General features: G+C 60.1%; 12 protein-coding genes and 1 pseudogene. 12 read left to right on the top strand and 1 reads right to left on the bottom strand.

The window, feature by feature from the left end:
• The first annotated feature begins 5 nt into the window (after positions 1-5).
• From LGH70_RS17515 to ccsA, 5 genes and pseudogenes are all read left to right on the top strand, one after another.
• Complete coding sequence (locus LGH70_RS17515) at positions 6-674, top strand: heme exporter protein CcmB (protein ID WP_262905400.1); 669 nt, start codon at positions 6-8, stop codon at positions 672-674.
• A gap of 67 nt (positions 675-741) precedes the next feature.
• A pseudogene (locus LGH70_RS17510) lies at positions 742-1,452 on the top strand (cytochrome c biogenesis protein); the annotation flags it as partial.
• Positions 1,433-1,678, top strand: a complete 246-nt coding sequence (locus LGH70_RS17505; protein ID WP_226188232.1) for a CcmD family protein — start codon at positions 1,433-1,435, stop codon at positions 1,676-1,678. The pseudogene LGH70_RS17510 and the gene LGH70_RS17505, both read left to right, overlap by 20 nt.
• A gap of 136 nt (positions 1,679-1,814) precedes the next feature.
• Positions 1,815-2,240, top strand: coding sequence for a cytochrome c maturation protein CcmE domain-containing protein (locus tag LGH70_RS17500; protein WP_135399018.1), 426 nt, complete (start codon positions 1,815-1,817; stop codon positions 2,238-2,240).
• Positions 2,241-2,334: 94 nt separating this feature from the next.
• Complete coding sequence (ccsA, locus tag LGH70_RS17495; RefSeq protein WP_226188230.1) at positions 2,335-4,929, top strand: cytochrome c biogenesis protein CcsA; 2,595 nt, start codon at positions 2,335-2,337, stop codon at positions 4,927-4,929.
• Between the two features lie 475 nt (positions 4,930-5,404).
• Here the strand turns inward: ccsA and LGH70_RS17490 are convergent, their stop codons facing one another.
• The gene (locus LGH70_RS17490; RefSeq protein ID WP_226188228.1) at positions 5,405-8,143 is read right to left on the bottom strand and encodes a T9SS type A sorting domain-containing protein; all 2,739 of its coding nucleotides are present in this window, start codon (positions 8,141-8,143) and stop codon (positions 5,405-5,407) included.
• A 193-nt stretch (positions 8,144-8,336) separates the two neighbouring features.
• Between LGH70_RS17490 and LGH70_RS17485 the strand changes: the two genes are divergently transcribed.
• From LGH70_RS17485 to LGH70_RS17455, 7 genes are all read left to right on the top strand, one after another.
• Positions 8,337-9,170, top strand: coding sequence for a Rossmann-like and DUF2520 domain-containing protein (locus tag LGH70_RS17485; protein ID WP_226188227.1), 834 nt, complete (start codon positions 8,337-8,339; stop codon positions 9,168-9,170).
• A 58-nt stretch (positions 9,171-9,228) separates the two neighbouring features.
• Positions 9,229-9,558 (top strand): 2Fe-2S iron-sulfur cluster-binding protein, encoded by a 330-nt coding sequence (locus tag LGH70_RS17480; protein ID WP_226188225.1) that lies wholly within the window; start codon positions 9,229-9,231, stop codon positions 9,556-9,558.
• A 104-nt stretch (positions 9,559-9,662) separates the two neighbouring features.
• Positions 9,663-9,902: a Fe-S cluster assembly protein IscX gene (iscX, locus tag LGH70_RS17475; RefSeq protein ID WP_226188223.1), complete on the top strand. Its 240-nt coding sequence runs from the start codon at positions 9,663-9,665 to the stop codon at positions 9,900-9,902.
• A 40-nt stretch (positions 9,903-9,942) separates the two neighbouring features.
• Entirely contained in the window at positions 9,943-10,449 is a 507-nt protein-coding gene (locus LGH70_RS17470; RefSeq protein ID WP_226188220.1) for a KdsC family phosphatase, read from the top strand.
• A gap of 123 nt (positions 10,450-10,572) precedes the next feature.
• Positions 10,573-10,767 (top strand): cold-shock protein, encoded by a 195-nt coding sequence (locus LGH70_RS17465; RefSeq protein WP_226177778.1) that lies wholly within the window; start codon positions 10,573-10,575, stop codon positions 10,765-10,767.
• Positions 10,768-10,903: 136 nt separating this feature from the next.
• The gene (locus tag LGH70_RS17460; RefSeq protein ID WP_226188218.1) at positions 10,904-11,818 is read left to right on the top strand and encodes a geranylgeranylglycerol-phosphate geranylgeranyltransferase; all 915 of its coding nucleotides are present in this window, start codon (positions 10,904-10,906) and stop codon (positions 11,816-11,818) included.
• Between the two features lie 92 nt (positions 11,819-11,910).
• Positions 11,911-13,113 (top strand): BamA/TamA family outer membrane protein, encoded by a 1,203-nt coding sequence (locus tag LGH70_RS17455; RefSeq protein WP_226188216.1) that lies wholly within the window; start codon positions 11,911-11,913, stop codon positions 13,111-13,113.
• Positions 13,114-13,185: the final 72 nt, after the last annotated feature.

Here is a 13,185-nt window from a genome sequence, read left to right as displayed (position 1 = left end):
CCGTGTTGCTCCTCCGCGAGATTTGGTATTTGATTCAGAAGGACTTCCGCCTGGAGTGGCGGCAGCGCGCGGCCCTAAGCGGCATGCTGCTCTACGTGGGCAGTACGGTGTTCGTGTGCTACCTGAGCTTTGCCCTGCGCGGCGGTGAGTTGCCTGTGCCGGCCTGGAATGCCCTGTTCTGGATTATCCTGCTGTTTACGGCCGTGAATGCCGTAGCCAAAGGCTTCCTGCAGGAAAGCCAGGGCCGGCTGCTCTACTACTACACGCTGGTACAGCCCCAGGCCGTGATTATGGCCAAAATCGTCTACAACGCCCTGCTACTGCTGGGGCTGGCCCTGGCCGGCTTCGGGCTCTACGCCGTGGTGCTGGGCAACCCCGTGCAGAACATGCCGCTGTTTCTGGCCAACGTGGTGCTTGGGGCCGTGGGCTTTGCCTCCACGCTGACGCTCGTGTCGGGTATTGCGGCCAAGGCCACCAACAGCAGTACGCTGATGGCCGTGCTGGGCTTTCCGCTGATGGTACCCATGCTGCTGCTGCTCATCAAAGTCTCGAAAAACGCCCTGGATGGGCTGGAATTCGACGCCAGCCGCAGCTCCCTGCTGACCCTGGTGGCCCTCAACCTGATTGTAAGTGCCGTGTCCTACCTGCTGTTTCCTTTCCTATGGCGGAGCTAACGACCTGGGCAAAACTTGCGGCCGACCGCTGTGACAAACCAGTTGGTTTGGCTGTTATTCTTCCGTTCGGCGCTGGTGGCTCGGCGCTGCTTACTTTTTGCTGCTCATGAAAAATAACTGGTGGAAAGCCCTGGCCGCGGTGCTGCTGCTCTATACCGCAGTGGCCGGCCTGCTGGTACCCGTGCCCCGGCTGGCTATTCTGAACGAAACCATCCGTAACCTGTACTTCCACGTGCCGATGTGGTTCGGCATGACCTTCATCCTGATTGCCTCGGTCGTTTATTCCATCCGCTACCTGCGCAACCCGACGCCCGAGCTGGATATCCGCTCCCACGAGGCGGCCCGCACCGGCATTCTGATGGGCGTCGTGGGGCTGGCCACGGGCAGCATCTGGGCCAAGTACACCTGGGGCACGTGGTGGACCAACGACCCCAAGCTCAACGGCGCGGCCATTGCCATGCTGATTTACGGTGCTTATCTGGTGCTGCGCTCCTCCTTTACCGACGAGCAGCAGCGGGCCCGGATTTCGGCCATCTACAACATCTTCGCCTTTGCCACGGCCATGCCGCTGTTCTACATTCTGCCGCGCCTGACGGACTCGCTCCATCCCGGTGCAGGTGGCAACCCGGCCTTTGCCAAGTACGACCTCGACGACAACATGCGGCTGGTCTTTTACCCGGCCGTCATTGGCTGGACCCTTTTAGCTTTCTGGCTGGCGCAGGTAGCCAGCCGTATTGCTCTGCTCAAACAAAAAGTATATGAAAAACAGCTTGCGTAAGCTTCGTTCGGCCTTTTTGCTGCTGGCCGCCCTGCTGCTGCCCGTATTGCACGCCGCCGCCCAGTCCGTGGCCACCGACTCGCCCGAAATGGCCGATACCATGCGCCAGGACGGTAAGATCTACGTGGTCGTGGCCGTCATCACCGTCGTGCTGGCCGGGCTGCTGGCCTTCCTGATTTCCCTGGACCGTAAAGTCGGCCGCCTGGAGCGGGAGTTGAAAGACTAGCGGCGAAAAAGACAATTCCGCTACCTGACAAACATCAGGTGGCAGCCTGATAAATGAATTCCGGCCCGACGGATTTTTCGGGGACCTTTGGTTGTTCAGTAAAGCCGGCTCACCAGTCCGGCGCTGTTGAAGCATCATGAAAAAATCTCATATCCTTGCCATTGCCGTCATTGCCGTTGCTATCGGCATCATCATGAGCACTGTGGGCGACGCCAGCGTCTACGTCTCGTTCCGCGAGGCCCGGGAACGGGCCGCCGATGGTAACCTGACCAAAGTGCACGTAGTGGGCCGCCTCCCGCGCGACGGGCAGAAGAACATTCTGGGCCTGGAGTACAACCCGACCCTGGACCCGAACTACTTCGCCTTCACGCTCGTGGACACCAACCGCATTGCCCAGCGCGTGATTTACTTCAACCCCAAGCCCCAGGACTTCGACAAGTCGGAGCAGGTGGTCATCACCGGGGCCATGCGCAACGACGTGTTCGTGGCCGACAAAATTTTGCTGAAGTGTCCTTCTAAGTACGTGGAGAAGGACATTAAAGGCGCCACGGCGTCGCGCTAAGCGGAACGGAGCAGTACGGGGCGGGTTCTAAAACGGAACGTTTCCCCGCTTCACCGGTTTTCCTTCCGCAGTACAATTACCTAATACCAAGCTCATGCTTAATACCTTCATCGGCGACCTGGGGCACCTGAGCGTCATCGTGGCATTTGTGGCCGCCACGGTAGCGGCGTACTCCTATTTCATGGCGGCCCGCAACCAGCCGCTCGGGGAAACCGATGCGGGGTGGCTGCGCATTGCCCGCACCTCCTTTTTGCTGCATAGTGTGGCGGTGGTGTCCATCATTGCCTGCCTGTTTACCATCATCTACACCCACCGGTACGAGTATTATTACGCCTGGAGCCACTCCAGCAACCACCTGCCGGTGTACTACATGATTTCCTGCTTCTGGGAAGGGCAGGAGGGCTCCTTCCTGCTCTGGATTTTCTGGCACGTGTGCCTGGGCCTGGCCATTATGCGTTTCCACCGCAAGTGGGAGGCGCCGGTAATGGCCGTCTTCGCCTTCGTGCAGCTGTTTCTCACGTCCATGATTCTGGGCGTGGTGGTGCTGGACATGAAGCTGGGCTCGTCGCCTTTTATCCTGCTGCGCGACTTCCTGGTGGACTTGCCGGTGTTCAAAATGAACCCGGACTTCGTGCCCAAGGATGGTACCGGCCTCAACCCGCTGCTGCAGAACTACTGGATGGTAATTCACCCGCCTACGCTGTTCCTGGGCTTTGCGCTTACCCTGGTGCCCTTTGCCTTCGCCATTGCTGGCCTCTGGAAAGGCGAAGTGGTGAAGTGGATTAAGCCCTCATTGCCTTGGGCGCTGTTTGGGGCATTGGTGCTGGGTATCGGGGTGATGATGGGCGCCTACTGGGCTTACGAAACGCTGAACTTCGGCGGCTACTGGAACTGGGACCCGGTGGAAAACGCCGTCTACATTCCCTGGTTGGTGCTGGTGGCCGCTATTCACGGCATGGTATTGTGGCAGCGGAGTCGCACGGCCCTGCGCACGTCCTTCGTGCTGGTTATTGCCTCCTTCCTGCTGATTCTCTACGCGACCTTCCTGACCCGCAGCGGCGTGCTGGGCAATGCCTCCGTGCACTCCTTCACCGACCTGGGCCTCTCGGGCCAGCTGCTGATTTACCTGCTGGCCTTTGTGGTGCTGTCCATCTGGCTGCTGGTAGCCCGCTGGAAGTCGATTCCGGTGTCGGAGAAAGAGCTGACCACCTACAATCCCGAGCTGTGGGTGTTCGTGGGCGCCACGGTGCTCTGCCTGGGTGCATTCCAGGTACTGTTCACCACCAGCATTCCGGTGTATAACGCCTTCCTGGGCTTCCTGGGCATCAAGTCAAACCTGGCGTTGCCCGCCGACCAGATTGCGCACTACACCAAAATTCAGCTGTGGATGGGCGTGCTGGTGGCCTTCCTGACCGGCCTGGCCCAAATCATGTGGTGGCAGAAAAACAACAAGGAGACGCTCACCAACTCCCTGGCGGTGCCCGGCATCATTACGTTGCTCAGCGCGGCCCTTGTGATTCTGCTGGTGCGCTACAACAAGCTGCAGATGACCCCAGTCTATATCGTGCTGCTGACTACCGCCCTATTCGGGGTGCTGGCCAACCTGGGCGTGGTTCTCACGCTGCTGAAGCGCCGCGTGGCCTTGTCGGGCGGGGGCATTGCTCACATCGGTATTTCCCTGATGCTGCTCGGTATTCTGGCCTCGGCCGGCTATTCCAACATCATTTCCAAGAACGTGTCGGGTCTGGTGTATTCCAAGGAATTCCCCGAAGACCTGAACCGTGACAACGTGCTGCTGTGGCGCAACGAGTCGGCCCCGATGGGCGGCTACGATATCAGCTACACCGGCCAGTACTACGACGTGCCCGGCGTGCCCGGCTACGTCAACAAAGAGCTGCTGTTCCGCACCGACGACGAGTATAAGGCCCTGGCCCGTGCCGACATCAAGTCGGAAGGCAAAGTGTTCTACAAAGCCGGCGACACGGTCGAGATTCTACCCGAAAACACCTACTACCGCGTCGAATACAAGGAAAAGGAGTCGGGCAACAGCTTCACGCTGTACCCCCGGGCCCAGGTGAATGAGGAGATGGGCGGCCTGCTGGCCTCGCCCGACATCAAGCGGTTCCTCGACCATGACATCTATTCCCACATCAGCTCCGTGCCCGACCCCAGCAAGGAGAAGGACTGGAGTGAGGTGAAAGACTACACGCTGGCCATCGGCGACACGATTTACCTGAACGACTACTTTGCCGTGTTCCGCGGCGTAGAGCCGGCCCACGAAACCGCCGGCCTCGGCCTGACTAAAGGGGACCTGGCCATTCAGGGCGACTTCCTGGTGTTTGGCGAGAAGAAGCAGTATCACGTGCACCCCATGTTCGTGGTACGCAACAACCAGGTGGGCCGCGTTTCCGACGAGGTAGAAGACCTGGGCCTGCGCCTGACCTTTATCAACGTGGACCCCACCAAGCAGAAGTTCACCTTTGGCGTGAGCACCACCCAGAAGGACTACATCATTCTGAAGGCCATGGAAAAGCCCTTCATCAACTTGCTTTGGAGCGGTACACTGCTCATGTCGCTTGGCTTTGGAATGGCCTTGGTCAAGCGCCGGCGCGAGGCCCGCGTAGCCGAGGCCAAAACTCCGGCCCCGGCTAAGGTGAAAGCTCGGCAACCTAAGCCCCAGGCTGCTTAACGATAGTAGATTGCCCCATAGCAAGCACACAAAAAGGCCCTGGCTACACGTAGCCAGGGCCTTTTTGTGTGCTAAGCCGCTCGTAATATCTCTGCTCCAGGGCCAGCTTCGGGGCGGGCCGGCAGGCCGTCATTGGCGGGCTTTCCTTCCGGCTACCAATGAAATTACTCAGCTGGTAGCCGTGTGATACAGACTTGTGTCAGCGCTTCAACTTCCTATTCCGGGCCAGTAGCTTCCAGGGTGTTAGAATAGTTGGAGGGAATGTGAAATGTTATTTCACATTCCCTCCAACACGGTAGAGAATCGAAAGTATTTCGTCCTTTCTCTACCTGATTTATTCCAACCGCGGCAGGTTTGCTCTTAGGCTGCCGGGCAGTTGCTACAGGGCCCCGACAGGCAACTAGCGGCCACGTATAGGCCACAAAAAAAGGGCAGCCATATGGCTGCCCTTTTCAATAACCGCAGACCGCAGATATTACTTCTGGATCGACAGGTTGCGTACCGAGAAGTCGTTGCCCGACTTCACTTTCAGCACGTACATGCCGGCCGACAGGTTCGACAGGTCCAGCTTGTTCAGCTGATTGTCGCGTACCGAAGCCGAGTGTACGATTTGGCCGAGCGAGTTCATCACTTCTACCTGCATGGCACCTTTGGCGTTAGCGCCTTTGATGTCAACGCTGAAGATACCAGCTGATGGGTTCGGGAATACGTTGATGGCGTAGTCCAGAGCAGCCGACGTGCCGGTGATGGTCGTAGCCGTGATTTGCAGGTCGTCTACGGCCAGCAGGAACTGGTCGGCGGCGCTGTACACGTGGAAGCCGATGTAGTAGTTGCCGGTCGTGGTAGGCTCGATGGGCAGTACTGGAATCGTGCTGGTAGCGTTAGCCGTGGCGTAAACCGTGTTGGCTACGGTGGCATTGTTCCACAGGGTAGTGGTCTGGCTGGCGGGAGTAGCCGTAGTGCCATACTTCACTTCCAGACGCTCGGGGAACGTGGCAAGACCAACGCGGTATTTAAACGAAAGCTGGTAGCGGTTGCCGGTGCGCAGCAACAGCGGAGTGGTGAAGAACCAGTCGTTAGCAGCCGTCGTGCCGTCTTCGTTGTACTGATAAACCATGGCGTTCGGAGCCGAAGAGCTGATCGGAGTCGTGCCGATGGTCGAAAGGCTTTCCCAGGTAATAGCATCCAGGTTCGAGTCGAGGATGGTGTAACCGCAGGGCAGCAGGCCGGTAGCCACGCCGTCGAAGTTCTCCGAGTAGGGGAAAGTCGTTACCGACGTTACGCTGCACTGAGTCGTTACCGAGAACGGACCAGCCAGAGCGCTCTGCTCGGTAGTGCCGCAGTTAGAGCGGATATACACCTGGTAGGTCGTCGAAGCGGCGAGGCCCGTGATGGTGTAAGGCGAAGTAGCCGTCGTTACGGTTGTGCCACCGGTGCTAGGGTTGAAGCCCGTAGGACCGTAAATGATGGTGTAGCCCGTGCCGTTGGCAGGACCCGTGAAGGTAACCGTAGCCGATACGGGGCTGGAGCTGGTTACGGCAACACCCGTTGGGGCCACGCAGGTAGCAGCAGCACCGGTTACGGCCTCAATCATGAAACGGCCCAGGCCGCTGGCTACAGCATCGGCAGGAGCACCGCCGGCCAGAGTCATCGTGTAGAAAGTGCCCGAGCGGGTAGGCGTCTCGTTCTGCAGGCCCAGGGGGAAGTAGCCAGGCGTACCGGCCGGCGATACCGCCTCGGCGAAACCAGCATAGAAGTTGCCCGCTGGAATAGCTACGGGCGTCGTCAGAGTGAAGGTCTTGGTCGTGGCAATGTCAGAAGCCAGCACTACGTAGTCGGGCGTGCGGGCCAGAATGGCGCCGGCAGCGTCACACACTACAGCGTAAACCGTGCGGCCTACCGTGCGGGTGTCTTCGATGCGAACCGTAACGGCGCTTACCGTACGAGCCACGCTAGCGTTGTATTTCACGGCGAAAATGCCCGAACCGGCTTCACCGGTGGCAGTCACGTTGAAACCTACACTACCCGTGCTGGGGCCGGCTTCGGCAACGGCATAGGTCGTGGCATTTACTACCTGCTGGTAGGTCTGCGTATTGTTGGTCGAGGCATCATCAGCACCCGAGGTTACCGTAATGGTCTCGTTGCCGACAGCCGTGGGAGTGAAGGGGTCGAACGATACCAGCGACGAGGCGCCCACGGCCAGCGAGGCTACCGTTTTGGTGCTCGTGAAGGTGTTGGCACCGGCCACCGCGGCCGTTACGCTCACGTTGGTCAGGGCCGACGTGCCGACGTTGCGCACCACGGCCTGAATGGTATGGGGGGCGCCGGCTGGAATGGGCAGCTTGCCCAGCGAATAAACGGCTAGTACGGCCGCGTCTTGGGCTACGGCTGGACGGAAGCGGAACGTGCGGCCGGCATCAGGCAGGGCCGATACGCGGAAGTTGAGGGCGTTGCCGGTGTAGTTGCCAGCCAGGAACGTAGCCGCTCCCCAAGCCGTTACCGAACCCTTCGTAACGGATACGAGCTGGGTAGCGGTGGCAGCAGTGCCTTTGATAGCAACGGCCGCCGATTTGAATACATCCGGGCCTGGGCCAGCCGTGGTGGGGCCGTACACAAACTCGATATTGTTGGTGCCTTCGTAGAGCTTCACCTGAAACTGCATGTTGGCGTGCTGCTTGCCCGTAGCGGCCGACACGAGCTTGTCGCTCACGTTTTTCCACTGAATGGTGCACACGCGGCTGCCGGCCGTGCCGGTCGTGGCCACGCGGTACTCGGCGGGCGAAGTGCCGTCGGCCAAGTCGTGGTTGAAGGGCAGTAGCAGGTTAACGTCGGCGGCGTTGGTGCTGTTGATGGCACCACCGGTGTTTACCTGAGGGCCCGTATAGAACAGGTTGGCGGCCGAAGGAGCGGCCGTACCCAGCTTGATAAAGCCGTTGGTGTTCAGCACGAAATCCGTGAAGGCAACCCCATTGTAGTTGAAGGTGAACCCGATGGGCTGAGCGGCCGAGTTGGCGTCGTCCGTGTTGGCCGTGGTGATTACCGTGCCGGTGGCGGCCAGGTCGGTATAGGTGCCCGCCACGTTCTGGGCCCCGAACACGTTGTAGTTCAGGGATTGGGCCTGGGCTGCCGAAGCACCACCGATGGAGAGCAGCGCGGCCAAGGCCAGCTGACGCCAGTGTGAAGCTGTACGACCCGTTTTGTACCAGTTTGTCATAAGGAAAAGGGTTGGTAAGGAAAAAAGATGTTGAAAAGGGACAGATGAAGTTGAAGCAAAGCTGCCTAGCCCCGGGCTCGGCAGTTTCGCGAGTACAAGGTGCTAAAATTTCCCTTGAAAAACAGAAGCGGAAAAAAGAAAGCCGGGCAGCCTGCGTACTTTTCGCCTGAATTCTGATGCACCGTGTTCTAATATGAGCCAAACCGCTGTTTGTCGGCAGATTATCCTGCTGGGCGCCGGTCAGGTAGCCCGGCACCTCGGCCCGGCCCTGAGGCAGGCGGGCCACGCCGTGACGCACGTCTGGAGCCGGACCCACGCTGGCGCCGCCGCCGTAGCCGCGGAGGTGCCCGGGGCCAAACCCATTACCAGCCTTGACCTGACGGCACTGCCCGTGGCCGACCTCTATATCATCTGCGTGCCCGACGGGGCCGTGGCGGCGGTGCTGGCCTCGGCCCGGTTTCCGGCGGCGGCTCTGGTGGCACACACGGCCGGAGCCCTGCCACTGGCTGTGTTCGAGCCCTACGCCAGCCTGCGGGGAGGAGTGCTTTATCCGCTGCAGACCTTCAGCGCCAGCCGCCGCATCGACTGGCCGGCGGTGCCTATGTGCGTGGAAGCCACCACGGCTGCCGACCAGGACGTGCTGTTGCAGGTGGCCCGCAGCCTGAGCCAGGTGGTGGAAGTGGTGGCGACGCCCCAGCGCCAGACGCTGCACGTGGCGGCCGTGTTTGCCTGCAACTTCACCAATCATCTGTTCGGTATCGGGCACGCGCTGCTGCAGGAGGCGCACCTGCCGTTTGCGCTGCTCGCCCCCCTGATCCGGGAGACGGTCGACAAGGCCCTGGCGCAGCCTCCCTTCACGGCGCAGACCGGGCCGGCCGTGCGCCACGACGCGGCCACGCTGGAGCGGCACCAGCGTATGTTGGAGGCCCACGCGGGGTGGCAGCAGATTTATAACCAGCTAACAGCCAGCATTCAGGCCCAGCAGATGACGGCCGCGCCAAACAAGCAGGAGCCTCTGCGGCTTTGATTACGGACCGGGGTGCGTACCTTTGCCCCAAATTCTGCCCTGCTCAAGTTTCTACTCCGTGAAAGCCGTTAATATTACCTTCCAGTTTCAAGACGGCCAGCCCGACCAGACGCACGTAGCAGCGGAAGGTGAATCGGTGCTGGACGTGGCCCTGAACAATGGAATTCAGTTGCAGCACAACTGCGGCGGTGTCTGCGGCTGCAGCACCTGCCACGTGTATGTGCTCAAAGGGGAGAATGACCTGCCCGAAATCAGCGACAAAGAAGAGGATTTCATTGACCGCGCCGTGAATCCGCGCATCAACTCGCGCCTGGGCTGCCAGTGCGTGATGCAGGGCAACGAAGACATCGTGATTCTGATTCCCCGCCAGGAATTCCTGGGACACTAGCTTTTTAATGTACGAATGTGAAAATGTGCCTGATGTGCGAAAAGCACCGCAGGCTGTATTTGGCACATTTGGCACATTTCCTCACATTTAGCACATTCGACATAATGGCTCATTTTGAACTCCCCATTCACTGGAACGACCACGAGGACATTGCTATGGCCCTCTATGAAAAGTTCGGGAATGAGTTTGACGAAGCGAAAATCTACCGCATCCGCTTCACCGACCTGCTGGAATGGGTCCTGACCCTGCCCAACTTCGTCGGTACCCGCGAGCAGGCCAACGAGGGGCACCTGGAGCAGATTCAGGCCAAATGGGTGTACGAATGGCGCGACAACCAAAACTAGGCGCCGCCCTCTATTTTCAGCTTTATTTCGCGGTTTATTTATGAGTAGCAACGGCACCAGCCCCGATTTGGCCGCCATCAAGGCCTTTATCTTCGACGTCGACGGCGTGCTGACCGACGGCACCCTGCTGGCTCTCAATTCCGGGGAGCAGGCGCGGGCCTTCCACATCCGCGACGGCTATGCCATTCGGCACGCGCTGGCCCGCGGCTACCGGGTTATTGTCATTTCGGGGCGCGAGGAAGAAGGGGTGCGCCGCCGCCTAGAGTCGCTGGACGTGCACGACATCTACCTCGGGGTGGCCGACAAGATGAAGATCTTTAACAACTACATCAACACCTACCGCCTCGACCCGGCGACCATTGCCTACATGGGCGACGACATGCCCGACATTGAGGTGATGCGCCGCTGCGCCGTGGCCGCCTGCCCCACCGATGCCGCCGCCGACGTGCAGCAAATCTGCAACTACAAGGCGGCTTTGCCCGGGGGGCACGGCGCCGTGCGCGAGCTGGTAGAGGCCGTTATGAAGGCGCAGAAGACCTGGTACTAACCAACTTCTGTTCCAGGTTATTGGCCGTAAATATCTGGTATTTGGGGCTCCAAACCCTGGTTGTGGTTTTCCAAATTCCCTTTATATTTACCCAATCATCCATTCATTAATTTCATTTTTTACATGAAAACAGGAACCGTAAAATTCTATAATGAGTCGAAGGGCTACGGCTTCATTACAGAAGATGGCACGAAGGAAGACTTCTTCGTTCATGTAACCGGCCTTAACGGGGGCCAGATCCAACAGAATGACCGCGTGGAGTTTGAAACGCAGGAAGGCCGCAAGGGTGTTAACGCGGTGAATGTAAAGAAACTGTAGGCTGTTAGCCTGAATAGGTTTTTTGCTTTTCAGAAAGCCTCTCCAGTAGGAGAGGCTTTCTTTTTGCGCTTGGGCCCGCAGGCCGGCCCGGGCGCGGGGAATGAGTGGTTCGGGGAGGCTAGCTTTAGGTACGTATATGGCACATTCTTCATCTTCCAGGCAGAGTACGGCGGCCTCGGCCGGGTCGGGGGGCTGGGCGTCGGTGCTGCGCCTGATCCGCTTTCCCAACCTGCTCATCATGGCCCTGACCCTAGCCCTGGTACAAAGCGGCCTGCTGCGGCCCGAGGCCCCCTGGGTAGCCCTGCTTTCCGGCCGGTTTGTGCTGCTGGCCGTGGCCGCCCTGTGCATTGCCGCCGCGGGCTATATCATCAACGACTACTACGACGTCAAGATTGACGTCATCAACCGGCCCGACCGCTTGGTGGTGGGCCGCGTGATAAACCGGCGGCACGCCATGCTGGCACACCTGGTATTGTCGGGGGTGGGCGTGGTGCTGGCCGGGGCATTGTCGCCGGTGCTGGGGGCCGTCAACCTGGGCTCGGCGCTGCTGCTGTGGGGCTACTCGGCCCGCTTCAAGCGCCTGGCTCTGGTGGGCAACCTGAGCATTGCCCTGCTCACGGCCGCGCTGGTCTTGTTGCCCGAACTGCAGCTGCGCACCGGCCAAACCACGGTGTGGGTGTACGCGCTGGCGGCTTTCCTGCTGACGGTGGTGCGCGAAATCGTGAAGGACGTGGAAGACATGCGCGGCGACGCCGAGCACGACTGCCGCACCCTGCCCATTGTGTGGGGCGTAGTCCGCACTAAGTGGGCCATCGGATTTTTCCTGCTGAACCTAGTGGTGCTAGTGGCTGGCGGCGCCTTGCAAAGCTGGCAGGACGGGCACCGGGCCCTGGGAGGCTGGCTGGTGCTCACGGTGCTGCTGCCCAGCCTGGTGCTGGCCCGCTACCTGGCCCGTGCCGATCGGCGCCGCGACTTTGCCCGCCTCAGTGCCTGGTGCAAGTGGATTATGCTGGCTGGCGTACTATCCATGATTCTGGCGGCCTGGGGCTAAAACCGTAGGGCAGAGCCTTGCGTTAGGAAAGAAAGAGCAGCTGAACTATAAGGTTCAGCTGCGTTTTTTCTGTTTCTGCCCAACTCTATCCTATGCGTTTCCTGTACTCTGTGCTGGCCTTCCTGCTGCTGGCCAGCACCGCCCGCGCCCAAACCGCGCCTGTTATTCCTGATATAGCCCTGCCCGAAACCCCGGCCGCCGTGGGGGCCACGCTGGCCCCCGCCGTGACCAGCAAAGAAGATAAGCCCAACTTTATTCCGGTGCCGGTGCTGTTTTACCAGCAGGAAACCGGGTTCGGCTACGGGGCCGCCATTCTGCCGGTGTGGCGCTTCGGCCAGGATACCACGGTGCGCAAGTCCAATGCCCGCCTGATTGCCTGGTACACCCAGAAAAAGCAGAGTACCCTGCAGCTGACCCACACGATTTTTACGCCCGATGAAAAGTTCTACCTGGCCGGTGAGCTGAGCCAGTACGACCTCACCTTTTTCTACTACGGGCTGGGCAACGACACCAAGAAGAGCGACGAGTCGACCATCGGCTACAAGCTGTTCGTGTTCGATGAGAAGATAATGCCGCGTATTACGGCCCACAACCTCTACGGCGGGGTGCGCTACCGCCTCACCAACACGACCAATGTGCGGGTGGTCGAGGATATCAGTGAAACGCGCCCGAGCCTGCTGCGCGAGCTGCCCCAGCAGGATCAGAAGGGCGGCATCGTGTCGGGCGTGGGCCCCTCGCTGCTCTACGAAGGCCGCGACAATGTGCTGGCTACCTATCGCGGCGTGTATCTGGATGCGCACGCGCTGTTTATGGGCAAGGGCCTGGGCAGCGACTACAAGTTTCAGCGCTACCAGCTGGATTTGCGCTACTTCCGGCCGCTGCTGGGTTCCACCAATACTATTCTGGCCCTGCAATACCTTGGGCAGTTTCACGCCGGCAGCGTACCGTTCCGGGAACTGGGTAGCCTGGGCGCCAACATCGGTGGCTCGCTCTACAACAACTCCGGCCTGATGCGCGGCCTCTACGAATCCCGTTTCCGGGGCCGCCAGATGATGACCACGCAGGCCGAAATCCGTCAGCGCCTGTTCTGGCGCATCGACGGGGCCGCCTTCCTGGGGGCCGGGCAGGTGGGTGATAAAGTGGGCGAATACAGCCTGCGCGACACCAAGCTGGCCGGGGGCGCGGGCCTGCGCTTCCGCTTCAACCGCCGCGACCGGCTCAACATCCGGCTCGATTACGCCGGCGGCACCAATACCCCACCCAGCATCTACTTCGCGGTAGGCGAGGCGTTCTAGCATCCCGCAGGTTTTAACCTTTCGTCGGCTCCGTCTTCCTGCGCTGCAAAGCCCGGGAGGCGGAGCCGGCGA

The sequence above is a fragment of the Hymenobacter nitidus genome, from assembly GCF_020447315.1.
Taxonomy (GTDB): domain Bacteria; phylum Bacteroidota; class Bacteroidia; order Cytophagales; family Hymenobacteraceae; genus Hymenobacter; species Hymenobacter nitidus.
This window is presented reverse-complemented; position numbering and strand designations above follow the sequence as displayed.

Bases quoted from the DNA above. Each gene is read 5' to 3' on its own strand.
- LGH70_RS17500 (WP_135399018.1), top strand. From the start codon at position 1,815: ATGAAAAAATCTCATATCCTTGCCATTGCCGTCATTGCCGTTGCTATC.
- LGH70_RS17460 (WP_226188218.1), top strand. From the start codon at position 10,904: ATGGCACATTCTTCATCTTCCAGGCAGAGTACGGCGGCCTCGGCCGGG.
- iscX (WP_226188223.1), top strand. From the start codon at position 9,663: ATGGCTCATTTTGAACTCCCCATTCACTGGAACGACCACGAGGACATT.
- LGH70_RS17465 (WP_226177778.1), top strand. From the start codon at position 10,573: ATGAAAACAGGAACCGTAAAATTCTATAATGAGTCGAAGGGCTACGGC.
- LGH70_RS17505 (WP_226188232.1), top strand. From the start codon at position 1,433: ATGAAAAACAGCTTGCGTAAGCTTCGTTCGGCCTTTTTGCTGCTGGCC.
- LGH70_RS17485 (WP_226188227.1), top strand. From the start codon at position 8,337: ATGAGCCAAACCGCTGTTTGTCGGCAGATTATCCTGCTGGGCGCCGGT.
- LGH70_RS17455 (WP_226188216.1), top strand. From the start codon at position 11,911: ATGCGTTTCCTGTACTCTGTGCTGGCCTTCCTGCTGCTGGCCAGCACC.
- LGH70_RS17490 (WP_226188228.1), bottom strand. From the start codon at position 8,143: ATGACAAACTGGTACAAAACGGGTCGTACAGCTTCACACTGGCGTCAG.
- LGH70_RS17470 (WP_226188220.1), top strand. From the start codon at position 9,943: ATGAGTAGCAACGGCACCAGCCCCGATTTGGCCGCCATCAAGGCCTTT.
- ccsA (WP_226188230.1), top strand. From the start codon at position 2,335: ATGCTTAATACCTTCATCGGCGACCTGGGGCACCTGAGCGTCATCGTG.